General features: G+C 56.6%; 22 protein-coding genes. 19 read left to right on the forward strand and 3 right to left on the reverse strand.

Annotated features, from left to right (window positions below; genetic code table 11):
* Positions 1-4 precede the first annotated feature (4 nt).
* From SH421x_RS23540 to SH421x_RS23610, 15 genes are all read left to right on the forward strand, one after another.
* Complete coding sequence (locus SH421x_RS23540; protein ID WP_488852457.1) at positions 5-667, forward strand: hypothetical protein; 663 nt, start codon at positions 5-7, stop codon at positions 665-667.
* A gap of 40 nt (positions 668-707) precedes the next feature.
* Positions 708-1,559 (forward strand): sugar phosphate isomerase/epimerase family protein, encoded by an 852-nt coding sequence (locus tag SH421x_RS23545; RefSeq protein WP_488852458.1) that lies wholly within the window; start codon positions 708-710, stop codon positions 1,557-1,559.
* 18 nt (positions 1,560-1,577) lie between these two features.
* On the forward strand, positions 1,578-2,330 hold the full coding sequence (gene scpB / locus SH421x_RS23550) for an SMC-Scp complex subunit ScpB (RefSeq protein WP_488852459.1): 753 nt from the start codon (positions 1,578-1,580) through the stop codon (positions 2,328-2,330).
* Between the two features lie 235 nt (positions 2,331-2,565).
* Complete coding sequence (locus SH421x_RS23555) at positions 2,566-4,668, forward strand: hypothetical protein (RefSeq protein WP_488852460.1); 2,103 nt, start codon at positions 2,566-2,568, stop codon at positions 4,666-4,668.
* Between the two features lie 163 nt (positions 4,669-4,831).
* Positions 4,832-5,785 (forward strand): hypothetical protein, encoded by a 954-nt coding sequence (locus tag SH421x_RS23560; RefSeq protein ID WP_488852461.1) that lies wholly within the window; start codon positions 4,832-4,834, stop codon positions 5,783-5,785.
* A 74-nt stretch (positions 5,786-5,859) separates the two neighbouring features.
* Positions 5,860-6,459: an anthranilate synthase component II gene (locus SH421x_RS23565; RefSeq protein WP_488852462.1), complete on the forward strand. Its 600-nt coding sequence runs from the start codon at positions 5,860-5,862 to the stop codon at positions 6,457-6,459.
* A gap of 8 nt (positions 6,460-6,467) precedes the next feature.
* Positions 6,468-7,673 (forward strand): molybdopterin molybdotransferase MoeA, encoded by a 1,206-nt coding sequence (locus SH421x_RS23570; protein WP_488852463.1) that lies wholly within the window; start codon positions 6,468-6,470, stop codon positions 7,671-7,673.
* A 125-nt stretch (positions 7,674-7,798) separates the two neighbouring features.
* A complete protein-coding gene (locus SH421x_RS23575) occupies positions 7,799-8,236 on the forward strand; it encodes an ester cyclase (protein ID WP_488852464.1) in 438 nt (145 codons plus the stop codon).
* Positions 8,237-8,320: 84 nt separating this feature from the next.
* Positions 8,321-10,012 (forward strand): apolipoprotein N-acyltransferase, encoded by a 1,692-nt coding sequence (gene lnt, locus SH421x_RS23580; protein ID WP_488852465.1) that lies wholly within the window; start codon positions 8,321-8,323, stop codon positions 10,010-10,012.
* A gap of 446 nt (positions 10,013-10,458) precedes the next feature.
* Positions 10,459-11,283, forward strand: a complete 825-nt coding sequence (locus tag SH421x_RS23585) for a hypothetical protein (RefSeq protein WP_488852466.1) — start codon at positions 10,459-10,461, stop codon at positions 11,281-11,283.
* Complete coding sequence (locus tag SH421x_RS23590; protein ID WP_488852467.1) at positions 11,261-11,473, forward strand: hypothetical protein; 213 nt, start codon at positions 11,261-11,263, stop codon at positions 11,471-11,473. The genes SH421x_RS23585 and SH421x_RS23590 overlap by 23 nt, the downstream gene beginning before the upstream one ends.
* A gap of 96 nt (positions 11,474-11,569) precedes the next feature.
* Complete coding sequence (locus SH421x_RS23595; protein WP_488852468.1) at positions 11,570-12,589, forward strand: rod shape-determining protein; 1,020 nt, start codon at positions 11,570-11,572, stop codon at positions 12,587-12,589.
* 119 nt (positions 12,590-12,708) lie between these two features.
* Positions 12,709-13,146, forward strand: coding sequence for a universal stress protein (locus tag SH421x_RS23600; RefSeq protein WP_488852469.1), 438 nt, complete (start codon positions 12,709-12,711; stop codon positions 13,144-13,146).
* 50 nt (positions 13,147-13,196) lie between these two features.
* Complete coding sequence (locus SH421x_RS23605; protein ID WP_488852470.1) at positions 13,197-13,673, forward strand: hemerythrin domain-containing protein; 477 nt, start codon at positions 13,197-13,199, stop codon at positions 13,671-13,673.
* Positions 13,674-13,787: 114 nt separating this feature from the next.
* Entirely contained in the window at positions 13,788-15,179 is a 1,392-nt protein-coding gene (locus SH421x_RS23610) for a chemotaxis protein CheW (protein WP_488852471.1), read from the forward strand.
* Positions 15,180-15,357: 178 nt separating this feature from the next.
* Here the strand turns inward: SH421x_RS23610 and SH421x_RS23615 are convergent, their stop codons facing one another.
* Entirely contained in the window at positions 15,358-15,801 is a 444-nt protein-coding gene (locus SH421x_RS23615; protein ID WP_488852472.1) for a response regulator, read from the reverse strand.
* Positions 15,802-16,009: 208 nt separating this feature from the next.
* On the opposite strand from SH421x_RS23615, the gene SH421x_RS23620 reads away from it, so the two are divergent.
* Both SH421x_RS23620 and SH421x_RS23625 read left to right on the forward strand, forming a co-directional pair.
* The gene (locus SH421x_RS23620) at positions 16,010-19,075 is read left to right on the forward strand and encodes a YCF48-related protein (protein ID WP_488852473.1); all 3,066 of its coding nucleotides are present in this window, start codon (positions 16,010-16,012) and stop codon (positions 19,073-19,075) included.
* Positions 19,076-19,091: 16 nt separating this feature from the next.
* The gene (locus tag SH421x_RS23625) at positions 19,092-20,048 is read left to right on the forward strand and encodes a hypothetical protein (RefSeq protein WP_488852474.1); all 957 of its coding nucleotides are present in this window, start codon (positions 19,092-19,094) and stop codon (positions 20,046-20,048) included.
* Between the two features lie 30 nt (positions 20,049-20,078).
* Here SH421x_RS23625 and SH421x_RS23630 read toward each other — a convergent pair whose 3' ends face one another.
* Both SH421x_RS23630 and SH421x_RS23635 read right to left on the reverse strand, forming a co-directional pair.
* A complete protein-coding gene (locus SH421x_RS23630) occupies positions 20,079-21,563 on the reverse strand; it encodes an oligosaccharide flippase family protein (protein WP_488852475.1) in 1,485 nt (494 codons plus the stop codon).
* Positions 21,563-22,405, reverse strand: coding sequence for a glycosyltransferase family 2 protein (locus tag SH421x_RS23635; protein WP_488852476.1), 843 nt, complete (start codon positions 22,403-22,405; stop codon positions 21,563-21,565). The genes SH421x_RS23630 and SH421x_RS23635 overlap by 1 nt, the downstream gene beginning before the upstream one ends.
* A gap of 123 nt (positions 22,406-22,528) precedes the next feature.
* Between SH421x_RS23635 and SH421x_RS23640 the strand changes: the two genes are divergently transcribed.
* Both SH421x_RS23640 and folK read left to right on the forward strand, forming a co-directional pair.
* The gene (locus tag SH421x_RS23640) at positions 22,529-23,338 is read left to right on the forward strand and encodes a carbon-nitrogen hydrolase family protein (protein ID WP_488852477.1); all 810 of its coding nucleotides are present in this window, start codon (positions 22,529-22,531) and stop codon (positions 23,336-23,338) included.
* Positions 23,339-23,971: 633 nt separating this feature from the next.
* Positions 23,972-24,703: a 2-amino-4-hydroxy-6-hydroxymethyldihydropteridine diphosphokinase gene (gene folK, locus SH421x_RS23645; protein WP_488852478.1), complete on the forward strand. Its 732-nt coding sequence runs from the start codon at positions 23,972-23,974 to the stop codon at positions 24,701-24,703.
* Positions 24,704-24,708 lie beyond the last annotated feature (5 nt).

A 24,708-nucleotide genomic window follows, 5' to 3' on the forward strand; every position in this document is an offset into this window, starting at 1 on the left:
GCGTATGAACTATTTCGCACATGGCCGCTTGTTTCTTGATCGGCCCTACTTTCTGGCTGGCACGGCCGTCCCAGATTGGCTGAACGTCGTGGATCGCAAAATGCGAGCCCGGTCCAAAGGGGCGCTTCCACTTTGCGACGCCGAAGACCGCTGTACTGCCGAAGTAGCCCGCGGTGTGATGCAGCATCATCATGACGACGATTGGTTCCATCGCACGCAAGCTTTTGGTGAGCTCTCTTGGCGTTTCACAATTTGGATTCGCGACCAGGTTGGCGCTGACGACGGCCTGCGTCCCAGCTTTTTGGGGCACATCTTGGTCGAGTTGCTCCTGGACGCAGAACTGGCGCAGCGCAATCCCGGCTTGCTGCCTGCCTACTATGACGCATTGGCGCAGATCGAGCCGCAGAAGGTCGAAACGGCCGTCAATCAGATTGCGACCCGCAGTAGCGACCGCTTGGCCTGGTTCATCGAGCGATTTCTCGAAGTCCGCTTCCTGGAAGACTATGCAGAGGATGAAAAGCTGACTCTCCGCTTGAATCAGGTTCTGCAGCGCGTCAAACTACCGGCACTGCCGAGCGGCTTTGCGCCGCTATTACCGGCGATGAGATCGGCCGTTGCGGATCATTTTGAAGATCTGCTTTCCCCGGCTGCTGACTCTTCTGCCTAGATCCGCCCCGTTTGTCTTGATAAGTCCTTGGAGAACACCCATGAAGTTCGGCATGAATCTGCTGTTGTGGTCCGGCGATCCCGATGAGAGCCTCTTGCCGGTGATCGAAAATTTGAAAGAGATGGGCTTCGATGGTGTGGAAATTCCGCTCTTCAATCTTGATGTCGATAAGTGGGGCAAGTACGGCGAGAAAATCAAAGATCTCGGTCTGGCTTGTACTGCGGTGACCGTCCGCAACGAAGGAGACAACCCGATCAGCTCCGACCCGAAAGTCCGGGCCGAAGGGGTTCGCCTGAATAAGCAGACGCTTGATTGCTGTCAGGCGCTGGGCGCCGAGACGCTTGTTGGTCCGTATCATTCGGCAATCGGTCTGTTCAGCGGCAATGGTCCTTCCGCCGACGAATGGAAGTGGGGCGTCGATTCGATGCGACAGGTCGCCGAGCATGCTGGCAATGTGAACGTGATGCTGGGCGTCGAAGCGCTCAACCGCTTTGAATGCTACCTGCTTAACACGCACGGCGATTCGGCTCGCTTCGCACGAGAAGTGAACCACCCGAACTGCAAAGTGATGTACGACACGTTCCACTCAAACATCGAAGAAAAAGATATCGCCCAAGCGATTCGCGATTGCAGCGACATGCTGACGCATGTCCATATCTCGGAAAATGATCGCAGCACGCCAGGCGAAGGGCATATCCACTGGGATACAAACTTCGATGCGCTCAAAGAAGTTGGCTACGATGGCTGGATGGTGGTCGAAGCTTTTGGACTCGCCTTGCCCGAAATCGCCGCAGCGACGAAGATCTGGCGCAAGATGTTTTCGACCGAGCTTGATTTGGCTCGTAACAGTTTGGCATTTATGAAGAGCGAAGTCGCCAAGCGTTGGGGCTAACCGCCACAAGAGTCGCAGATGAGCAACGAACCCGAATCTGACGACGAGCAATTCGGCGACGACCTGGACGAAGGGTTGTCGCTGGAGAAACTAAGCGCCGCCTTCGCCGCCGCCATGGGGGGCGATGAGCCATACGCGGGGGGTGACCAAGAAGAGACGACGCAAACGGCCTCCGAGCAAGAGTCGTCCGAAGACGCGGTAGCACGCGTCCTAGCAACCGAAGAAGAGCCGGACGAGTGCGAACTTTCCCCCCGCACGATTCTCGAAGCGATGCTGTTTGTCGGCAGTCCCGACAATGCTCCTTTGTCCCCTGAAAAAGGGGCGGCTCGCATGCGGGGAGTCGCGGTTGATGAGATCGCTGACCTGGTCGAAGAGCTGAACCAGGCCTACCGAGAAGAGGGCTGTCCCTACGAAATTGTCGCTTCGGGCGGCGGATTTCGGATGACTTTGCGCGACGAGTTTAATCGGCTGCGAGAAAAGTTCTACGGCAAAGTTCGAGAAGCGAAACTCTCGCAGCCGGCGGTCGATGTGCTGGCGCTGGTCGCCTACAACCAAAACGTCACCCGCGAAGAAGTCGACAAGCTACGAGGGAAACCAAGCGGTCCGCTGCTGAATCAATTAGTACGCCGCGAACTGCTGAAGCTTGAGCGAACCGGCAAAGGGAAAGAGAAGCAAAAGACCTATGCGACGACCGATCGCTTTCTAGAGATGTTCCGTCTCAGCGCACTTGACGATCTGCCACAGCCGCAGGGATTGGATCTAGAAGATTAGTCCAGCCGACGAGTCGCGTCTTGATCGCGAGCCTCGTGGAGGACCTTCATTTCTTCTCCCAGCCACTCTAGGCAGAATTTCAGGCATTGGAGCAATTGCTAGCACCGCCAGGAATTGATCTTGGCGAATGCGGGGGACTAGGTATACTCCGCGCCGCTTTATTCCTCGTCCGGCGGTCGCGTGCGCCAGCCGTTACGGGCGAATTGACCAAAGTTGCATTAGAGGACAGTTCGACATGTCCACGGCGAAAACCCGCCTAGTCGGCCTTATTTGTTTCGCGATTATTATGACGTATTTCTCGTTGCCTTTGCGCAGCGAAGAAGCTACGCCTGCTGCTGCGCCGACCACTTCGGATCAAGAAGATATTGCGCCGACTCCAGTTCCCAGCGTCTTCAGCACGCCCACTCGCTTGCCGCAGGCTTCGACCAGCGGTGAGTCAGAACTGCGAATCAAAACGCCGTTAACTAAATACCCAGACACCAAGAAGAAACAGCCGCAAAGTGACGGCCCGCTCAAAATCTCGCGGATTCTCGATGGCAATGAAGTAAAGCCCAAGCCAGCTCCGCAACCAGAAAAGCCAGTCGAGCCTGCCGTTGTTGCCCCAGTTCAGCCTGCGCCGGCAATGCCCCAAGCAGAGCCCAAGGCCGCCGCAATGCCGACCAGCAGAATTAACTCTTTGGTCGCCGGCGAGACGAAACTGAGCCGACTGGTGGAGTTGTGGGGAGAGCCGATCAGTCAATCGATTGTGGAAGGGCGCAAACTACTGGTCTTCAACACGGTTGGATTTGAACGAGCGGAAGCAACTTTTCAAAACGACACGCTCGAGACGCTCTTTCTTGTGCTAGCAAAACCGACGCCGGCCGATCAGGTGCGCCAACAATTGGAAATCGTCGAGAGCGAAGGGGCGAAAGTCCATGACGAGTTCGGCGTACTACTCGGTCTGGTTTATCCCGAACGGGGATCACTGTTCAGCTACGCCCCGCAAGAGCGGCAGTTCCTGGTCGAAAGCGTTGTCATTCAACGCCCGACGGCCGAAGCTTATCTGATTCGCGCCAAAGGATACCCGGCGGATCGGATGGAAGCGAAGCTGACCGACTTGAATAGCGCTGTTAAACTTGAACCGTTTAACGCCTCGGCTTGGCACGAGATCGCCCTCCTCAAGCGACGTCTGGGGCAACTATCTGACGCGTTTGCCGCGGCGCAAACCGCCGCGTCGGGCGTAGGCGCCAAACCGGAATATCGTCTCACGCGTGCTTTGATTCAGGCCGAACTAGGTCAGTATGAAGACGCGTTAAACGTCACCCAATCGCTGGCCGAACAAGTGTCGCTACCGAAAGAGGTGCGTGCGCGGGCCTATTGCCAATGGGGCGATTTGGTTGCTCGCGGCCCTAGTGAGAATGTCCGCACCGCGCTGGGCCATCATCAGATGGCGATCAAACTGGCGGCGGAAGAAATTCGCAATCCACTGGATGAAGTACGTCGCGCGGCGAAGTTGACTTTGGTCGACGCTCACCTCGCTGTGGCGTCCGATCTGGCGGCCGGTCAATGGCAAAACCGGGAGTCAACCGTCCCTAAATGGATCGACAGCACCGACGCCTTTGTCGCCAACCTAGTCAACCAAGAAGGCTTTACGCGTGAAGTGGAACTCGCTCGCTTGCAAAAAGCGATCGCCGCCCACAACTACTTTGAATCGGATTACGACACCACGGAATCGGTCGACGCAATCTTAAGCATTGGCCGTCAGCTATTGTCACAGACGCGTGATCCTTCGTATCAAACCGTGATCGAGTGGGAAATGAGCGGGGCGCTGATTCAAGCGGCGACAATCGAACAAAACCGAGGCAATTTTGACGATGCGATGCGGATTGCTCGCGAGACTGCGGCACTGCTGGAACATGCGACTCAAACACGTCAGCTGTCGATTTCAGACCGGATGATGTTAGGCAATTTCTACTTTCGCGTCGGAGCCGCCCAGGTGGTCAGCAAAGCCGACCATGACGAAGCCATCCGTTGGTACATCGACGCCGAGAAACAATTCACCCATGCCGATCTCGCCAAAGTCGCGATGGGGCAACGGGGCGAAGCGCTCGCCAGCATGGCCGTTTCGTACTGGGAATCGGGTCGCCAAGAGCAGGGTGTGGCGCTAACCGAACAAGGCGCAAATCTCCTGAAACAAGGAGTGGACGCCGGTGAGAACCAGATCGACTCGTTGTCCGCTCCCTACGCTAACTTGGTGACGATGTACGAAAGCCAGGGGAATGCCGCCAAACAAGCCGAATACGCCGGCAAGTTGGCAAAACTCCCCCAGCCGGCCGCCGAAGCGAATCCGCGACGATAGACCGCTGGTTGTCGCTGCCTGGCCAGGCGCGGCTCAAATCTACTTCCGGCCAATCCGGCGATGCCGTATCATGGATGTGCCGTTTGTTTTGGCAAACTGGTAAAATTCCCCCCGCGTTATCGTCGTTCCGCCCTATCGCTCCATGGCCCAATTGCACCATGGAATGAATGTTCCCGCTTCGACCATGGTTTTTGAGCACATCGAAAAACTGAAACGAGAATATACGGACAAGTATGTTGTCGTTGATCGTGATCTCCCCGAATTGAAACGTTTCGCCAACATGACCGGCGTCGTTCGGACGGTGAACATGAGTGGGCGAGCGCTGGTCGAATTCGATGGCCTGAATAACATCGGCTGGTACGACATCAATGTCGATTTTCTGAAAGTAGTCCCCAAACCACTTCCCCAGCCGACCACCGAGAAAAAACCGGTCGCAAAGAAATCTGTCCCCAACTCTGCAGCCAAGTCTGGCGCCAGCGCGGCTGATATTCTTGCCGCCGCACGAGCCAAAAAGGGAGACGCTTCCGCCCAGCCGGAAGCGAAGAAACCGGCGCCAAGTTCTAGCACAGCCGATATCCTGGCCGCTGCTCGCGCAAAAAAAGAAGCGACGCCAAACACCGCCGATATCTTAGCCGCAGCACGTGCTAAAAAAGCAGCTGCCCCCGCCCAACCGGAAATGAAGCAACCGGCGCCAAGCACAAGTACAGCCGATATCCTGGCTGCGGCTCGCGCCAAAAAACAAGCAGCGCCAAGCACGGCCGATATCCTTGCCGCAGCGCGTGGCAAAAAAGAGGCCGCTCCTACCACCCAGCCGGAAGCGAAGAAACCGGCGAATCCGACCAGCACGGCCGATATTTTGGCCGCCGCACGCGGCAAACGACAGGAAAGCAGTGAACCTGCCGAAGCGAAGCCGACTCCTAAACCGGTAAGCACCGCCGACATTTTGGCTGCCGCCCGAGCGAACAAGGCCGCGTCTGCGCCGCCTGTTTCCACTACGGAAGAACCATCCGTTACCCCGCAGAACGCAACGCCGCCCGCAGCCGGCAAGTCGCCGGCCAGCGGTTTGCCGACAACCACCGCCGAAATCCTCGCTTTCTGCCGCCAGCGCGACGCGTAGTCGGTTCTGGCCAATTGCCGTAAAATGGCGGGCAGCTTCTCGCTGATTTATTCGCCCTTACGACCGACGCGCCCATGATTTTGCTGATCGACAACTACGACTCGTTTACCTACAACCTGGTTCAACGACTCGGGGAAATTGACCCAGGTCTTGATTTGCGCGTCGTCCGCAATGACAAAATCACGATTGCCGAAATCGAAGCGCTCGCGCCCAGTCATCTAATTGTCTCCCCAGGTCCCTGTACGCCGACGGAAGCAGGCATCTCGGTCGAATCGATCCAGCATTTCGCAGGCAAGCTGCCGATCTTGGGCGTCTGTCTTGGGCATCAATCGATGGGACAGGCGTTTGGCGGAGTTATTGTCAGAGCCGAACGACTGATGCACGGCAAGACCGACGAAATCCACCATGACAACCACGGTTTGTTCGCCGGGATGCCCAACCCGTTTATTGCAACCCGCTATCACAGCCTAGTGATTCGTCCTGACACGCTTCCGGCAGGCTTCGAGGTATCGGCCTGGAGTATTCTTCCCAACGGCGAAAAAGAAATCATGGGGATTCGTCATCGCGATTGGCCGATGGAAGGGCTGCAGTTTCACCCAGAAAGCTTTCTCAGCCAAACGGGGACCGAGATGCTCGAACGCTTTTTGCAGATGACTTCTCCGCAAGCGGCATAGGGGATGCAATGCTCTCGATCACTGAAGCGTTGGATCGGATCGATCAAAACGCCACCGCGCTTCCCGCCAAACAACTCGCGACTCTCGACGCCATCGGCTGTTTGCTGGCCGAAGATGTCGCCAGCGATATTGACTCGCCTCCGCATGACAAAGCGATGATGGACGGCTACGCGATTGTTTCCGCCGATCTGGTCTCTGGCGTCGCCGAGTTCGAGATCGTCGAAGAAATTACCGCCGGCAAAGTCCCCACCAAACAAATCAGTACTGCTCAAGCGGCGCGAATCATGACCGGTGCTCCGATCCCCCCAGGCGCCGACGCCGTGGTGATGATCGAGCAATCGAAGTTGATCCACGCGGCGCGTGTACGGATCGAAGCAACCGGCGTCACGCCAGGCAAGAACATCATGCCCAAGGCAAGTTCGCTTGCTCGCGGCGCAAAGGTGCTCTCTGCCGGCAAGCGTCTGCGTCCGCTGGATGTTGGCATTCTAGCTGAGGTGGGTCGCGACCAGGTTGCAGTCATTCCTCCACCTCGCGTTGCAGTTCTCTCCACCGGAGATGAGCTAGTCGATGTGACAGAAATCCCCGGACCAGGGCGAATCCGGAACAGCAACGGTCCGATGCTGATCGCACAGATCGCGGCCGCGGGGGGAACTTCGGTTAATCTCGGCATCGCCCGTGATGACCATGCTGAACTGACCTACAAGATCGCCAGTGGCTTGGAAGCCGATATCCTGGTCCTGTCAGGCGGAGTATCGGCCGGCGTGCTTGATCTGGTTCCGTCAATTCTGGACGAGCAGCAAGTTGTTCAAATCTTCCACAAAGTGCAATTGAAACCGGGCAAACCGATTTGGTTTGGTAAACGAATCAACAACGGCAAGACGACGTTAGTTTTTGGCTTGCCGGGTAATCCGGTCAGCAGTCTGGTCTGCTTTGAATTATTTGTTCGCCGCGCGATTGGACGGCTAGCGGGCCGAACCGAAAACGAACTTCGCAGTATCGAAGTGAAACTCGCTGAACCTTTTTTCCATCGCGGCGATCGCCCGACGCTATTCCCCGCACGCTGGGTAAATGTGGCCCAACAAACCGCCGCGCCCTTAGCCTGGCAAGGCTCTGCAGATCTCGCCGCCATGGCCGAAGCCGATTTATTACTCCAATTTCCTGGGGGTGACGCCGAATACCTGCCCGGGGATCGGGTCGCTGGACTAGTTTTCTAGCAGACTCCCCTAAAGGCAGGTTCCGCCAGGCTAATGTGGTGGTACGATTGCCTGTATTGGAGGAAAGACCTGCAATTTTTTGGCAGGATTCTCTGAAATCGACATAGCTTGGGGGGCGAAAGCAGATGGAACAGCTCAAGGCGCTTGCGCATCGATGGTTTGAAGAAGTTTGGAACCAGCGCCGCGATGATACAATTTTTGAGTTGGCGGCGGAGAACGCAATTGGGCACCTGGAATCTGGTGTCGACATCAATAGTGCGGAGCTTTTCAAGTCGTTCCGTGATAATCTCTTGGCCGCACTCCCCGATATGAAACTTGAAATCGAGGAAATTATTGTCGAAGGTGAATCCACAGTCGTTCGCTGGAATTTTGTCGGCAATCATCACGGCGATGGCTTTGGTTTCAAACCGACCGGGCTCGAGATCCAAGCTCGCGGGCTCACCTGGTTTCGCTTCGCGGATGGCAAGATCATCGAAGCCTGGGATAGCTGGAATCAAAGCGCGATGTTTCAGCGCATGATCGGCGTCGATTCAGCGTCAAACGTTGCTTATCGAGCAACTTGACCCCACTCCGACATAGCGAACAGGCGGCCTAGCCTTTATCTTATCTCTCTTCTGCCGCTGCTTCCTTTTGACGATGGCCGCCACGTGAATGATTCTGCACAGTCAAGCGACAAACCAGCTTCGTCCGGGATGTCACTGCGCTGCGTCGCCGGTTGGAGTATGTTCAGCGCGATCACCCTGTATCTCGCCTTTCCGCCGGCCGGACTTTGGCCGTTGGCGTGGATCGCGCCGGTAGGCTGGCTCGCAGCCGTTCGCGTCCAACGGTTGCCGCGTCGCGCCTACGCAATGCTTTATCTCTCTGGCGCCATTTTTTGGCTAGCGCTGCTCTATGGAGTCGGCAACTCGCATTGGGCGACGCGGCTGTTTGGCTGGCCGGTGCTGTCCTGCTACCTGGCCGTGTATACGCCGCTGTTTGTTGTAACTTGTCGAACTGCGATCCATTGCTGCAAGCTACCGCTGACAATCGCCGCCCCAGCTTGCTGGGTCGGCTGGGAGTTCGTCCGTGCTCACTTTGCGACCGGCTTTGCTGTGGGGATGATCGGACAGACGCAAGCAGCACAACTATCCCTGATTCAGATCTCTAATTTGGTCGGAGCATACGGCGTCAGCTTTGTCGTCGTACTGTTGGCGGCTGCGATTGTGGACGCCGGCATGTTGGATCGTTGGATACGACCGACTCCGACAGGCGCCTCACTTTCCTACCGACTGCTGAGCATCACGGCGGCGACGATTCTGCTGATCGCAACGCTGATCTATGGTTGGCGACAACTTGGGACTGCTGCAAGCCCGGCGTCTGAAACGCTGACCGTAGCGCTCGTGCAAGGTTCCATCGATACGTCGTTTGAAGATCCAACGCAGGCGCAGCGCACGTTTGAGCAATACGTTCAACTCACCGACGAAGTCACCCGCGAGCGCGACGACCTTGATTTGATTTTGTGGCCCGAAACGACCATGGGGAACTACGCGCTTATCGAAGTTGACGGTGCGGTCGCGGCTCCGCCAGGCGCGGATATTTCTGCCGAAGCTTACCGCGAGCGTCTGATCCGCTCTCGAGACGACTATCTTCGGATGCTCGACGAATTGGCCAATCGTCGCTGGCAAACGCCGTTGGTGCTAGGGACTTCGACGCTTCGCTTTGGCCAGCACGGGATGCAAGTCTTTAATTCAGCACTCTATGTGCCGCTGGATCAGGCGCCGCAGCTGCGCTATGACAAAACGCATCCTGTGATGTTTGGTGAGTACGTGCCGCTGGGAAATGTCTTCCCTTGGATTTACCAACTGACGCCGATGCACGGCGGTTTAACGCCGGGCGCTGGTCCAGTCGCGATCGACGTCGGCCAGCAAGTTCGCTTGATTCCCTGCATCTGCTTTGAAAATACGGTGCCGCATCTGGTACGGCGGCATGCGGCGGCGGTGGCCGATCCCACCAAGACCGAGATCCTGGTGACATTGACGAATGACGGTTGGTTTTGGGGATCGAGCATCTTGGACCTCCACTTGCTGAGCGCCCAGTTTCGCTCAGCCGAGCTACGGAAACCGATGCTGATCGCGGCGAATACCGGATTTTCGGCCTGGATCGATCGTGACGGTCGCCCCTTGGCGATCGGGCCGCGGCAACAAACCAAAGTGCTGGTCGTCGATCTTCCGCTCGATACGGCTCCCCCAACCATCTATCAGCGTTTTGGAGACCTGTTGGCAGGAACTTGCGGCGCGTTGACCTTGATCCTGCTGAGCATTGGCATCCTCGGTCGCTGGCGGCGAAGCGGCCAAAAATAGTCCTTGTTGGTGGTGCCGGTCTCCGAAAGAAGGTTGTTTTACAACGTCAGATTCCGCAAGATCTGGCGGAATGCCGTGACTTGGCGGCGGGAAGCAAGAGAATGCCCGACCGCAAGGTGAGTTGTAATCTATAGTTATCACGAAATCGAACGGCAAATCGCCGACCTGAGAGTCAAAATCTGATTTTCAGGCTTGTTAGTTTAAAGATCAGCGTCGATTTTGTTGACACTTGAGAACGGCCACAATTATACTGGGCTTGCAACTTGCGTAATCTCCCCAACTTCCGCATTGCTTATCCTCGTTTGGCGTATGCCTTTGCGGCAGTTGCAGCTGAACGTCAGTCAAGCTCTTCGGTCGTTGTTCCCTTCCACTTTTCGTAGCGCCTGCGGCGCGTCCCGAAGCGGCCTTTTTCGGGTTGGGCGTGAGCCACAAAGGAGTCGAATTCGATGAACCTCATCGGCAAGATCTTCACGGTCCTCATCTTTGTGATGAGTCTCGTGTTCATGGCGTTCTCAGTCGCCGTGTACGCCTCGCACAAGAACTGGAAGGAAGAAGCGAAAACGCTGACCACCACCAATCAAGCCCTGTCGTCACAGCGAACCGAGCTGGAACAGCAGTTGGCTGAAACCGTTCAAAAGCTTGAACAAGAGCGGGCCGCTCGTCGCTTTGCGCTGACAGCCGTCCAAGTTCGCAGCTCGCAGCTTGAGCGTCAGTTGGCGACTCAACAAGCTTCGCTCGATCAAAAGGTGAAAGAACTGGACCAAAAGAGCGCCGCGCTCGATCAAGCCAGCAAAATCGCCGATGCCGCTGAAAAGCGTAATACCGAGCTGGAAACCAAGCTGCAAACAGCGCTGCAAAATCGTGACGCGATGTTCGCCAACGTCGTTTCGACCAGTGACCGCGTCCAATCGCTGCAAACCAACGAAGATCGCCTGAAAGAACGTGAAGGCCAACTAGCCGCTCAACTCGCTCGGACAACGCGCGTTCTCAATGCCAACGGGCTGACAGAGTTTACCAACGTGGATGGCGTGCCGCCCAAGTTGGATGGACGCGTGACCAGCATCGGCGCCAACAACTTCATTGAAGTTTCGATCGGCAAAGATGATGGTCTGAGCGTCGGAAACACGCTCGACATTTTCCGTGGCGACCAGTATCTCGGACGGGTTATTATTCGCAAAGTGAGCCCCGATCGTTCGGTTGGTGAAATCCAACGTGAATATCGCAAGGGCGAGATCAAGAAGGGTGATTATGTCTCCACAAAGCTCGGGTAATCCCCCTAAACAAAAGATTAACATCTACACGATGTTGTTGATCCTGTCGTTTATCGCGTTACTGATCGGCTCGATCCTGATGTTTATCGAACTGAATCGATTCGGCACTTTCCCGCAGTGGAAGGTTTCGCAAGCTACGTCAGTGACGGCGATCGCACCGGCTGCGTGCATGCCGTCTGCAATCGGTTAGGTTAGTTTGGCGCTGGCGCTGCTCGCTAAATTTCGTAAGCTATCAAGGCTGGTCCATCTGGACCAGCCTTTTTTCTTGCGCTGAAAGGATTCGGGCATGCTTCGGCTCTCGCGCGAAAGTCTGGCGATCGATCTGGGCCCGGCCAGCACGATTATCTGTCGCAGCGACGAAGGTGTAATCCTCGACGAACCAACTGCCGCCGCCGTTCAAACCAGCACCGGGCGAATCTTACACCAAGGCGCTGCCGTCGGGCGGCTCGCACAGGCGCTGCTGGACCGAACTCCCAGCGAAGTCTCTGTCTCCTATCCGCTTGCAACCGGGCGCATCGCCGATCCGGGCATCTGCCAAGCGATGCTGCGACAGTTTTTGCAAAAGTGCGCAAAACACCGTTCGTTCTTTGGTCCCCAAGTCCTTTGCACGGTTCCGAGCGGGACAACCCTGGTTGAACGCGCGGCATTGATCTCGACACTCCGGGGCGCAGGCGCGGCGCAGGTTCGATTGATCTTACGCAGCGTGGCAGCGGCGATCGGCGGAGGCGCGCCAGTCTTGGAGGCGACCGCAGCTTGCACATGCGAGATGGGCTCGGTGCAAACCGATGTTGTCGCGACCTGCCTTGGCGAAGTGGTGGCCGAACGCCGTTTACCGATCGGCGGCGCTATGTTGGACCAAGCGATCGTCGCCGCAGTTCGCACCGACTTCAACCTCCGCATTGGGCTCAGTCAGGCGACCACCTTGCGCATCGAATATGGATCTGCATCTTCGCGCGAAGAGGAAGCGGCGCTCGAAATCCATGGCTCGGATGGGATCACCGGAGCGCCTCGCACCGCCCAGATTACGACGCCGCAGTTGCGTGAAGCGATTCAACAACCGCTCACGGAAATTGCCCAGGGGATTCGTGAACTGATTCAACCGCTAGCACCGCAGCTGGCCGGCGATCTCGCCCAACAAGGCGTCTTGCTCTGCGGCGGTCTCGCGCTGACGCCGGGTATCGCCGCATTCTTTACTCGAACCCTGGGAATCCCTTGCCGCGTGGCGAGCATGCCGCGCGAGTCGGCGGCGTTGGGCGCTGCGATTGTCGCCGCCGATTCTGATCGCTGGCAAGGAATTTTGCTGTAGAATACGCTGCGGGAATTGATTATCCGGCGTCTACAGCTGGTGCGTCAATTTGTCGCACAAAAATTGCTTACGTTTGCGACGCAATCGGCGTACAGTATAGAGAGAAGGAGGGTGCAACGATGAAAATGAACAAGATTCTCTTTCCGACCGATTTTTCGCACTGCGGCGACGCCGCGATGCGGTTGGCGACGGCGATCGCCAAGGACTTTGGATCCACGATCATCATTGTCCATGTTGAAGAACCGCCCACCTCTTATGGCGGCGGCGAGATGTACTACGGCATGCTTGAGCCATCGCTCGAGGAAGTCAAAAAGATGCTGCAGGAAGTGCGGCCTACGGATGCTGCCGTACCATGCGTTCATCGCTTGGTCAGCGGCGATCCGCCTCATGCCATTCTGAGAATGGCCGAAGAAGAGCAGGCCGACTTGATTGTGATGGGAACTCATGGACGGACAGGTTTTTTGCATTTACTGATGGGCAGTAACGCTGAAACGATCGTTCGCAAAGCGAAATGCCCGGTACTTACTTTCCGCCAACCTGACAAAGTAGCGGAGTAGTCATTCGCTCGCCGCCCACTGCTGGTCATTGCGACGAGTCAAGGAGGTGTATGATGACGGGCAATTCTTATCTCAATTGCAGCGACGAGGGCATTCGTCGCCATATTCGCGAAGAGCATCGTCTGCTTAACGCGGAACTGGATAAACTCTTCGCTTGCTGCCTGGGCGAGCGACACGACTGCGATACGCAGACGGACTGGAAAAAAATTCGCGAGCGAGTCCATCGCCTGCGCGATAACATGGCCCAACACTTCCGTGGAGAGGAAGCAGGTTTATGCCTTGACGAGGCGGTCTCGCGAAGAGCCACCCTGGGGCCGGAAGCCCGGGAAATCGAACGTGAACATCCCGAACTGCTGGACGAACTGGACGGGCTAATCGCGTTTCTGGACGACGCACCTCCGCAGGAAACGACGCTGCAAGTTGCCAAAGTTCGGCTCAATGCGTTTGCCGAGAATTTGCGACGCCATGAACTGCGCGAAGATGCGTTGATTCGGCGCGGCGTCGGCGGCTTTGGAGAAGATGATTAGTCCAACCCTACCGGTTAGGCAGGCTGGCGAATTTTTGTCAGCCTGCTAGCAGTAGTAGGTCGATACGTGACGAAGGAAAACCGTTCCTCCGTACACTCCAACGACCGAACGCCGATGCCAAAGCTTAGCAATATCCTGCTGCAGAAAGAAATCTTGCTGGAAAGCGGCACAAACGAGCTAGAGATTCTCGTTTTTCGCGTCGGCAGGTTCACCTTTGGCATTAACGTCGCCAAAGTGCGCGAAGTCTTACCTCGTCAGGAAATGACTTGGCTGCCGCAAGCCCATCCTTCGGTGCTCGGCGTTTTTCAACTGCGAAATACCGTGGTACCCTGCGTTTCGCTCCGCAAGCATTTGCAGATCGAGGACGATCCGGGAAGCGATCAGCAGATCATTTTGACCGATTTCAATCGGATGCAGACGGCGTTTACCGTCGATGCAGTAGCCAGAATTCACCGCGTCAGTTGGTCAACGATTTTGGCGGTGCCTGCGATTATGGCGACCGGCACAACCCCTGTCACCGCAGTAGCTCGGATCGACGGCCAACTGGTGTCGATGCTCGACTTTGAGATGATCGCCGATCAAGTTACCGAGAAAATCTTGCGCGAAGATGCCGTCGCCAACCCGCACCAACTGCCGCGTGAACAACTTCGCATCGTCGTCGCCGATGACTCGGTCACCGTCCGTCAGGCAATGATTGCAATGCTTTCTGGCAGCGGCTACACGCAAGTTCACGCATTCGAGAACGGGCGCCTCTGCTGGGAATGGCTCGAATCGCAGTGGAATTCAAAACAAAATCTAGCGGAGATCGCCGACTTGCTGATCAGCGATGTCGAGATGCCGCAGATCGATGGTTTTCATCTCACCAAACGGGTGAAAGACCATCCAGGCCTCGGACAATTGCCGGTGCTGCTCTATTCTTCCATCGTTACTCCAGACAATGCGAAGAAAGGGGAGGCAGTCGGAGCCGACGCACAGATCTCGAAACCAGAACTGCATCGAGTCGTTGCGATCGCCGATGACTTGATCCTTGGACGCGGCTTCGTAGCTGCGAAATCTACGCCCAAAAATTCGCCGCCCCCAACCACGACAGCGGTTCCTCCTCTCGCTCAGTCGCCGGCAACGGCTGCTCCGCACTTGGCGGCGACGCCAGAGCCCCCAGAGCTGCATATTCCCTCAGCCGGTTTACTGGAAACCTTTCGCGTTGAACTCGGTGAACGAATCGAGGAACTGCGTGCTTGGCTCGCCCAAGAATCGCAGGAGGATCGTTCGCTCTTACGTACGCTGCACAGCATCAAATCGGCTGCCCAGGTCGTTCCGGTTCACGAGATCAGCTATGCAATCCATCAGATGGAAGAACTGGTCCTCAACAGCAAGCAAGAGCTCGCAGCCGTTGTCGGTCCGCTCTCGGATTTGACAGATTGGCTACACGATCTTGCGCAAGATCGCCGCCGATTCGCCAAGCTGATCAGTGCTGGCCCCGTATTCACTGCGACAAGCAACGCTTAGCAGCCGGTTCATTATCTCGACCGATTGCTGAATCGCAGGGATGCGAGCCCAAACTAGCAACGCAGGTCGATATTTTGTGAGCCGTAAAGAGCTTCACTCTACCCGCATATTATATCAAGCGCGCAAAAAAACAGAGACGACAAATCGTCTCTGCGGTAGATCCTGAGCAGGATTCAATCTAGTTGGCGAAGGCTGTCTTCTTGCGACCCCGCAGCGCCGTTTGCCAACGGACAAACCGTTCAAGCTCTTGCCCGACCAGCTTAACCAACTCCTCTTTGTTCAGCGGTTTCAGCAGAAAATCAGAGGCGCCATTCTCGATTGCTTCGGTAACGCGATCCCAGGAAGAGTGCCCGGTCAAAAATATCACCTGCGTCCAAGCATTGCGACGCTTGGCGAATACTAGCATTCCCATGCCGTCGATCGCAGGCATCTCGATATCACTAATCAGCAGATCGCAGCAGTTTTGATCCATCCATTGCTGCGCTTCCAAAGGATCGGTGAATCCCCAGAGATTTAAATCATCCTCGAAACGATTACGAAGAACCTGAATCAGCAATCGTTTCATGCTTGGATCGTCATCAACGATCACGACATTCAACTTACGAACGGATGGAGTATTCATTTTCAATCACTACCGATACTGGTAAGGAATGGTTCTTTACAAAGGTAGGACAGACTTTTTCCCCAAACTCGCGATAATCTCCAAGTTGCGGCTCAATCACCAATCGTTGCCCCGGGGAATCGTTACAGTCAGTATGGTCCCGTTTCTTGGCATCCTCTAAACTGACGGCGATTTCTCCGTTTCTCCTGCTAGCATTGAGAGTCCAAGGATGGACATTCGACATCGCCGAGCTTCTGGTTGGTTAGTATCAATCGTGGCAGTTTGTTTCGCCACGCCGGGGTGGGCGGCAGAAAATTATTCGGGGGACGCGGCCCTGCACGACGTTCACTTCCTGAACCCTCAAAGTGGTTTCGCCGTCGGAGATCACGGCGTGATCTGGGGCACGCAAGATGGCGGCAACCATTGGGAGCAAATCCCCTCCGGCGTCGATGTGCCGTTGCAGGCGATCCATTTTTCCGACGATCAGCGGGGTTGGATCGCCGGCGGTCGAATCAATCCTTATAGCCGGATCTCGCGTGGGGTAGTTTTACGCACCATCGATGGCGGCCGCTCGTGGCGCGAAATTGCGAACTTAGGACTCCCGTGTCTGCATGACGTCGTTTTCGCCGATTCCAACCATGGGTACGCTGTCGCGGATCCATCACCCGTCTATCCGACTGGTTTGTTCGAGACACGTGACGGAGGCCGCAGCTGGCGACCGCTGACCATCGAAAAGCCTCACCCCTGGCGCTCGCTGGCGCTGCTTCCTGGTCGCGGCGTCTTGCTGACCGCTGCCGACGGCGCAACAGCCTGGTTTGACGAAGGGGTCTATCGAGAATCGATTCCCGCCGACAAAAATCGCCGCACCCATCAAGTGGCGATCGATCCCCAAGGCTCCACTGCCCTGGTCGGCGACGCCGGACTAGTAATGTCAAGCGACGACCGCGGCATCTCGTGGACTTCGCGAAGCAGCGACTTGCCGGGCGCCGTGGGGCGACAATTTGACGCGCGCGGCGTTACGGTCACCGGAGATCGCATCACGATTGTCGGCTCGCCTGGTTCGATTGCGCTGACCTCGCACGATGGAGGCGATCACTGGGAAACTGCGCCCACCGGAATTCGCACGCCGCTCAACGCAGTGACCTTTGTCAATCCGACTCACGGTTGGGCGGTCGGAGCGCTCGGCGTCATTCTCACCACCAACGATGGTGGCGCTAGTTGGTTTCCGCAGCGCCGCGGTGGTGAACAAGCAGCCTTATTTGGCGCGTTTCGCAGCGGAGCGAAACTACCCTGCGAAGCGTTTAGTCGCCTCTCGGCCGCCGATGGATATTTGACCGCAATCGAAATCATTGGTCGCCCCGAAATGACGTCGGCGATCGAACTTCAATATACCGATCAGATTCGGGCCGCCTGCTTACTGCTGGGGATCAGTCACTCTGACTACGCCGCTAGTTTTCCGCTTCCCAGTGACAAGCTGGGACTCGATGGCCGCAAGATTGTTGAGCTTTGGAATCAAGCGAATGACGGTGCTGCGCTACAGCGAGCGGAAGAACGGATGGTGCGTCAACTGCGCTGTTGGCGTCCACATGTTGTGGTGACGGAATATGCCGATCCTCGCGGAACCGATGCGACCGGCTACTTGATCAATCAAATTGTCCTTTCTGCGGTCGAAAAAGCGGGGGACGCCAACGCCTATCCTGAACAACTCGAATCACTTCGCCTGACGCCGTGGATGGTAAAAAAAGTCTTTGCGACCCTCCCCCCAGGACAAGATGGCGCGATCACGATTACCGGCACGCAGATCGCGCCGCAATTGGCGATGTCCTTCAATGAACATGCCGCCGCCGCACGCAGCTTGCTGCATGAGGACGAAGCTTTGACGCCGGCGGCGATCTCATTTGAACTAAATCGCAACACGTTACCCAACGAATTTGGAGATCGCGATTTCTTCTCCGGAATCCCCCTCGACTCCGGCGGAGTTTCTCGTCGCGCCGAGCGTTCGCTCGCTTCGACCAATCTCGAAGAACTCCGACGCTTGGCGCAGCGCCGGCACAATGTGCAGCGGATTGTCGCTTCGGCGCGATTGCGTCCCAACGGCGGCGCCGCGTGGCTCGCGCAACTCGGCGATCTGACCAGCGACCTGCCTGGCGACACCGGACCGCAAACCCTCTACCAATTGGCGATGCAGCAACACGCCGGTGGAAATGGCCCGATGGCGGCCGAAGTCTTGTCAGCGATGATTGATCGCTTTCCGGATCATCCGCTTACCGAAAAAGCAGTCGCTTGGTTGTTGATCTTCTACGGCAGTCGGGAAGTCGCCGACCGTTTTGCGACGGCCGATTCAACCTCAGAAGCGGTGACTTTGGCGGCAGAGATTCGTCCCACTTCGGTAACCCCCGCCGCTGCTTTTTTGCCCTCCAACCAGACCGCGAAACCCGGCTTGGTGGCGACCACGCCGGGCGTCTCGATCGGGCGAAACTATGCTCGCACTGCCGCCGAACTGGCTCAAGAGTATACCCGTCGATATCCTCAAGTGATCGCTCGCCCCGAAGTTGCCTTTACAGTCTCGCGTGCCCTGAGCAGCGAAGCCTCTGGGCACGCTTCCGAAAACCTACTGCATCGTTTGGCTGGTCGCGGCGAGAACGATCCCTGGAGCGCTTGCGCCCAATCTGAGTTTGTGTTGGGGCGCAACGCCGGCATTCCTCCTAAGCCGATCGCGATGTGTATTCGCACCGATTCTCCGCCTAATCTGGATGGACGACTGGATGACGAAACCTGGCGGCACTGCAAACCGTTTGATCTCGTTAGTCCCAAGCGGGACGACTCAAAATGGCCGGCCGCTCTCTTTTTGGCTTATGATCGTGAGTACCTTTATTTCGCGATTCGCGCCAAGCATGCGCCCGGCTCAAACTATACGAACAAGCCGAGCGGCCGTCGCCAGCGTGACGCCGATCTCTCGAAGCGAGACCGTGTCGAGTTGCTGTTGGACATTGATCGCGACTATGCTTCCTATCATCAGCTCACCGTCGACTGGTGTGGCTGGACCAACGAATCGAGCTTTGGCGATCCGACCTGGGATCCGCAGTGGTACGTTCAAGCAGATGACGTCGCCGGTATCTGGACTATCGAAGGAGCAATCCTGCTGACAGACCTGGCGAAAACGCCTCCGGCTCCCGGCGACACGTGGAGCATTGGATTGCAACGGATCGCGACCGGCAGCGGTTTTCAATCGTGGACGATTCCGTCGCAGCCCGAAGTGATGCCAGCCGGTTTTGGCTTGCTCCGTTTCCAATAGTCCCCGAGCAAATCCCATGGCATGGCTGATCGGAGTCGATGAAGCAGGCTACGGCCCCAACTTGGGACCGCTGGTCATCGCCGCGACGGTCTGGGAAACGCCAGACTCACTCTCTGGCGAAGATCTTTACGAGGCGCTCGGCGAGGTGATTGCCGTCGCCAAGTCTACTTCGCGCGACGCACGATTGCTGATCGCCGACTCCAAGAAGTTGTTCACGGCTAAAAAATCGCTTGCGCCTTTGGAGCGAGCGGTTCACTCCGCCGCCCAATTACTTCACCGCGACGTCAGCTCTTGGCGAGCGATCTTCTCTGAGATCGGCCAGGCTGGAACGGACCGCCTAGCGTCGATCCCTTGGTTCGCCGAGTTTGATGTTCCTTTGCCCACGGCGATTTCGCCTGCCGAAATAGATACGATCGCCGCACAACTGCACGCAGCGTTTGAAAAAATGGGGGTCCGGCTCGTCGATGTGCGGGCCGCACTCCTCTTCGCCGGCGAATTCAATCAGCGGCTTGCCAGCAGTAACAAAAGTCACCTGTTGTCCACAACAACGCTAGAACTCGTGCGCGACCTGCTTCCGCAGGAAGCCGGCGACGTAACCATTGTTTGCGACAAACATGGAGGGCGTGATTGCTATGCGGCGCTGCTCCAAGCAACCTTCGGCGAGAATCTCGTGACCGTCAAAGAAGAGTCGCGCAAGCGCAGTTCTTATGACTGGCGACGTGAACAGGGACGCTGTCGGATTGAGTTTCGCCAGGGGGGAGAAGAATTTCTACCAGCGGCGCTTGCATCGATGACAGCCAAATACATGCGTGAGTTGGCGATGATGGCGTTCAACGCCTACTGGCGCTCGCATGACTTGCAACTTCGCCCCACAGCCGGCTATCCGGTTGACGCTAAACGGTTTCTGCAAGAGACCATCGCCCTGCGAGCAAAACTACAGATGGATGATGACTTGCTTTGGCGACAGAAGTAAGAGTCTCTCCGGATAGGCTCTAAGTGATCCTCAGTCGACCTGCATGCGACGCAACAACCAACGAACTTCCCCTCGAGCCAGCGTCATGTAGGCGATCACGCCAAACCCGATGGTTACGGCCAACGTAACCAGCGGTGGGAATTCGGTATAACGGTTAATCAGCGTCTGTAGTCCCCAGGTCAGCAGCCCCATTCCGATCGCCGCGAAAATTGACGGCAGCATGCCTTGCGTGATGCGTTTCCCATCGGCGTCACTGACCATAAAGCAATACGCCAGATAGATCGGCGTCAGCAGCAAGGTCCCGGCGGCATAAGCGATCGCCAGGCTGAATGCCTCGGCGAGTTCTCCGTTAAACTGTCGCGCAACGGCAATCGCGATCGCGTAGCAAATCGCCATCATCAATCCAACTGCTGCTGCGCCAAACGCCAAGCGTTTCGCCTGACCTACGGCCGCCAACAAACTGCTGCAAAGGTTGATCAGACCTTGCGCGAGTGCGGCGAGCGCCATGATCGAGAGCAATACGCCGGTCAGCTCCCATTCGGGACCGCCGAGCGTGAGCATTGCGTTCTGTCCGACAACCGCCAATCCAGCGGCGCACGGCGCCAACACGACCGACGCAAAACGATAACATTCTGCCGCAGTATCGCGGAACTGATTCGGTTTGTCGCGGGTTGCGGCCAGCGCCGGCAACATCGCCGCTCCTAACGGTACCGTCGACAGAAAAACCGGCTTCATCATCTGATTGTAAGCCTGACTGTAGTAGCCAATCAGACGCTGCCCTGCTTCGCTTTGACCAACAAGCAGCGCCAGCAAGACTTTGTCGAGGTTCTGAGCGGAAGCAAATAGCAGCCCACTCAACGTAAAGTAGCCGCCAAAGTGCAACAGGTGCGACAAACTCGCTTCGCGTCGCGGAGCGTCAGGCCGCCAAGGTTCGATCCACCATACGCAAATCGTCAACAACAGTAGTTCGACGTACTGCTGCGCCACCAACGCCCAAATCCGTCCTCCCCCTAACGCAATCAAGACGGCGACGACGCCTGCGAGCAACTGCGCCACAAATCGGGCAATCGCCAACTCGCGCAACCGCAATCGCTTTTCGGCCATTGCTTGATGTTGCGTAAAAAGATTAGCGGCGAGTGCGGTGCCTGACATCGCCAGGGCCGGCGCCAGCAAGGCCGGCGCCTCGTAAAAGTAAGTCAGTACCGGAGCCAGCGCCGCGGCGAGCAACGTCAGCACAACTCCTGCGGCGATCTGCAGCCAAAACAGTGCGGAAGCTTGCGGCTGCGTAAGATCTCGCTGCTGCACCGCAGCGATATTCAATCCAAACGTTCCACAAGTCCGCAGCAGCAAGGTCACCGGCAAGATCATGCCAAGCAAACCAAACTGGCTGGGATCAACCAGACGATAGAGCATCGCCAAGACGGCGATCGAAACGACCTGTCCTGCTAATTGCAAGCCGATGATCGCGCGGGCGCCGCGACGGACTTGTTGCGAAAGTTCGTCGGGCTGATTCATCAATATCGGATCACGCACCACAGAGCACGAATTCCGTCACGCCAACCAATCTTCTTTCCTTCGGCATAAGTGCGAGGGAAATAGCGAATGGGGACCTCACGCAGTTTGAGTCCCTTGATACGCGACAGCTTGGCGGTCAACTCAGGCTCAATGCCAAATCGCTTTTCGCGCAAGGTTGGTCCGATTTGCTGAATAATCTCGCGGCGGAAAACTTTGTAGCAAGTTTCCATGTCGGTCAGCAGAAAGTTGGTGAACAGGTTCGACCACCAAGTCAGCACTTTGTTCGGAATGAAGTGTCGCAACCGCGGCACGTTGCGAGCGCCCGCGATAAACCGACTGCCGTAAACGACATCGGCGCCTTCCATCACGATCGGCTGCAGCAAGGCGCGATAGTCGTCCGGCGAATACTCAAGATCCGCGTCTTGAATGATCACGGCGTCGCCGGTCGCTTCGACAAAGCCGGTTCGCAGCGCGGCGCCTTTGCCTTGATTTTGTGCGTGAAAGATGATCTTCAAGTCGGCCTGGTCGCGCCACGTGTCCAGCATCTCTCGCGTCCCGTCTTGACTGCCATCGTCAACCAAAATGATCTCGCAGCGCACTCCGCTGTCACGAATTGCAGCGATCAATTTGGGCAGGGTCTCGACTTCGTTGTAGACCGGCACGACAACAGACAGGACAAAATCGACCGGCAGACGGTAGATCGCCAACTGACGGCAAGCGGCTCGCCCCAAAAGTTGCGTCAAAAAATCAACCCGAACGTCTTCATTTTCGCAAAGCGATTCGAGCAATTCGCGCACCGGACCATTATCGGCCGTCGCAGGCGACTGAGAAGAAGTGCTCATGCGGCGCAGGCTTTCCTTCGTTGGATTCGGGGTTAATTTAAGTATAACACGCGACTGCTGATCGGCGCGGGGCGGAAATCGTTCTTCTCACGCACTTGCCCCCTTTTTTGAGGAATTTCATCGATGTCCGATACGTGGATTGCCGCGGCGGTTCAAATGAACGCCGGCGAGGACAAAGAGCGGAATTTGCAAACCGCCGAGAGACTGATCGCCCAAGCCGCCGAGCAAGGTGCGCGGCTGGTCGTTTTGCCTGAATTGTGCAACTATTTGGGCCGCTTAGAAAACCTCGCCGAACAGGCAGAAGCGATCACCGGACCAACCGCCAATCGCATGCGGCAAGCCGCCCAGAAGCACCAAATTTACCTAGTTGCAGGCAGCTTCGCCGAAAAGCAGCCAGCAGAAAACCGGGTCTTCAACACGAGCCTGATTTTTGATCCGCAAGGAACGCAAATCGGCATCTATCGCAAGATCCATCTGTTTGACATCCACTTGCCGGATGTGCATGTGCAAGAGTCGGACTTTGTCGCCCCAGGCGATCAGCTTTCAACATGTGAGACATCGCTCGGAGGAGTCGCGCAGGCGATCTGTTACGACCTACGGTTCCCCGAACTTGTCCGAAATTACGATCTCAAAAAAGTTGCATGTTTAGCGCTGCCGGCCGCTTTCACTGCCAAAACCGGCGCTGCACATTGGGAAATTTTGTTGCGATCTCGCGCCATCGAGAATCAGTTATTTGTGATCGCCGCCAATCAATTTGGTCATTCGACCAGCGGCGTCCAATGCTACGGGCACTCGCTAATCATCGATCCCTGGGGAACCATTTTAGCCGAAGCTGGCGGCGACTCCGAAGAGGTGATCACTGCAGAAATCTCGCTAGAAAAGTTGCAGAAGGTCCGAGAGCAAATGCCGGCGCTAAGTCATCGGCGATTGTAAATCAGTTGGCTCAACTCCCGCAAAATCTGTCATGATCTGTTGACAAGTTTGGCGCGCACTTGCGATCGGCTTCAGAATTGATTGCAGGTTTTGCTTCACAAATCAAGCGGTTTGTTGCTTGCGATGCGACCATTTTGCAGCCCTTCAAAAAAACATTGGCTAGGTTGCTTGACAATTCGTCTCGCCTCCAGAAAATGGTGCCTTGTGATGACTGAAACCTTTTGCGGATGTTGTTTGTTTTCCTTTCGATTTGCTGCTAAACGACTCACTGAATCTCCTCACAGTCGCTCTGACGCATTTATCCTCGCAGCGTAAATCGCGAATCCAATCGTAGCGGTTTTGCGCGCTGATATCGAAACAAAACCTAGCCCACAACTTCGCTACCTACTAATTAACAACCACTTCAATTTGTACTGCCCCAGCCGCGTCTGGCGAATGGAATCTCCGCGACAAGACGCATCAGCTGGTTGCACGATACGGCGTGAAGGGCGACGACTGACTGGAACAATAGTCGACTTCAGTGTGGAACGGATGCCCCCTTTATGCTTTTTCTTTGATTGATCGCCAAGCGCCAGCTCCGCCGCGCGGTATTATTGGAGTTTTCCTCCAAGCCTTGATCTGGATGAGCGGCGCATGCCTGACTCTTTGATTGCTTTGGGCGCCAACCTTGGCGATCGACAACAGACGCTCGATAGCGCTGTCGAGATGCTGCGCGAGACGCCTGGAGTCATCCATCTACAAGTCAGCAGCTACCACGGCACGCAGCCGATCGGCGGCCCCGACGCACAGCCTGAGTTCCTCAACGCCGCCGTCCGGCTTTCAACTCAACTTTCGGTCGAGCAGGTTCACGCGCGGCTGATCGAGATCGAACAAGCGCATGGACGCGTCCGCATCGAACGCTGGGGAGCGCGCCGGCTGGACCTCGATCTTCTCCTGTTTGACCAGCAGCAGATCGATACCGAATCGCTCGAAGTTCCTCATCCGCGGATGACCTTCCGGCGGTTTGTCTTGGAGCCCGCGGTTGAAGTCGCGGCCGACATGCGGCATCCTATTTGCCAGCGGACGCTCGGCGAATTACTGGAACAACTGAACGCCGCTCAGCCGGTGGTGCGCATCATCGCCAAGGATCATGCGGCGATCGCCGAGTTGATCAAGCGAGTTCGCCAAACCACCGATTTCCCCATTCTCCCCGATACCCATCCGGCGGTCCAACCCGAGCCGCGACTGCTTGTCTTTTGGGGAACGCCAGCCGATATTTGTCGACAACGACGACCGCATGGTCCTTACCTGCCGATTCCTGGCGCTGACCTAGCAGCGGCTGCGACTGAAATCAGTGCGGCGATCGCTGCTCTCAAACCGACCTAAGCAAA

The organism is Blastopirellula sp. SH421, from assembly GCF_057808535.1.

Excerpts from the sequence above, each read along its gene's own strand:
- SH421x_RS23605 (WP_488852470.1), top strand. The coding sequence starts at position 13,197 with ATGATGACGGGCAATTCTTATCTCAATTGCAGCGACGAGGGCATTCGT.
- SH421x_RS23600 (WP_488852469.1), top strand. The coding sequence starts at position 12,709 with ATGAAAATGAACAAGATTCTCTTTCCGACCGATTTTTCGCACTGCGGC.
- SH421x_RS23575 (WP_488852464.1), top strand. The coding sequence starts at position 7,799 with ATGGAACAGCTCAAGGCGCTTGCGCATCGATGGTTTGAAGAAGTTTGG.
- SH421x_RS23585 (WP_488852466.1), top strand. The coding sequence starts at position 10,459 with ATGAACCTCATCGGCAAGATCTTCACGGTCCTCATCTTTGTGATGAGT.
- SH421x_RS23625 (WP_488852474.1), top strand. The coding sequence starts at position 19,092 with ATGGCATGGCTGATCGGAGTCGATGAAGCAGGCTACGGCCCCAACTTG.
- SH421x_RS23555 (WP_488852460.1), top strand. The coding sequence starts at position 2,566 with ATGTCCACGGCGAAAACCCGCCTAGTCGGCCTTATTTGTTTCGCGATT.
- SH421x_RS23595 (WP_488852468.1), top strand. The coding sequence starts at position 11,570 with ATGCTTCGGCTCTCGCGCGAAAGTCTGGCGATCGATCTGGGCCCGGCC.
- SH421x_RS23565 (WP_488852462.1), top strand. The coding sequence starts at position 5,860 with ATGATTTTGCTGATCGACAACTACGACTCGTTTACCTACAACCTGGTT.
- SH421x_RS23590 (WP_488852467.1), top strand. The coding sequence starts at position 11,261 with ATGTCTCCACAAAGCTCGGGTAATCCCCCTAAACAAAAGATTAACATC.
- SH421x_RS23630 (WP_488852475.1), bottom strand. The coding sequence starts at position 21,563 with ATGAATCAGCCCGACGAACTTTCGCAACAAGTCCGTCGCGGCGCCCGC.
- scpB (WP_488852459.1), top strand. The coding sequence starts at position 1,578 with ATGAGCAACGAACCCGAATCTGACGACGAGCAATTCGGCGACGACCTG.
- SH421x_RS23540 (WP_488852457.1), top strand. The coding sequence starts at position 5 with ATGAACTATTTCGCACATGGCCGCTTGTTTCTTGATCGGCCCTACTTT.
- SH421x_RS23640 (WP_488852477.1), top strand. The coding sequence starts at position 22,529 with ATGTCCGATACGTGGATTGCCGCGGCGGTTCAAATGAACGCCGGCGAG.
- SH421x_RS23635 (WP_488852476.1), bottom strand. The coding sequence starts at position 22,405 with ATGAGCACTTCTTCTCAGTCGCCTGCGACGGCCGATAATGGTCCGGTG.
- SH421x_RS23560 (WP_488852461.1), top strand. The coding sequence starts at position 4,832 with ATGAATGTTCCCGCTTCGACCATGGTTTTTGAGCACATCGAAAAACTG.
- SH421x_RS23615 (WP_488852472.1), bottom strand. The coding sequence starts at position 15,801 with ATGAATACTCCATCCGTTCGTAAGTTGAATGTCGTGATCGTTGATGAC.
- SH421x_RS23610 (WP_488852471.1), top strand. The coding sequence starts at position 13,788 with ATGCCAAAGCTTAGCAATATCCTGCTGCAGAAAGAAATCTTGCTGGAA.
- SH421x_RS23570 (WP_488852463.1), top strand. The coding sequence starts at position 6,468 with ATGCTCTCGATCACTGAAGCGTTGGATCGGATCGATCAAAACGCCACC.
- SH421x_RS23620 (WP_488852473.1), top strand. The coding sequence starts at position 16,010 with ATGGACATTCGACATCGCCGAGCTTCTGGTTGGTTAGTATCAATCGTG.
- folK (WP_488852478.1), top strand. The coding sequence starts at position 23,972 with ATGCCTGACTCTTTGATTGCTTTGGGCGCCAACCTTGGCGATCGACAA.
- SH421x_RS23545 (WP_488852458.1), top strand. The coding sequence starts at position 708 with ATGAAGTTCGGCATGAATCTGCTGTTGTGGTCCGGCGATCCCGATGAG.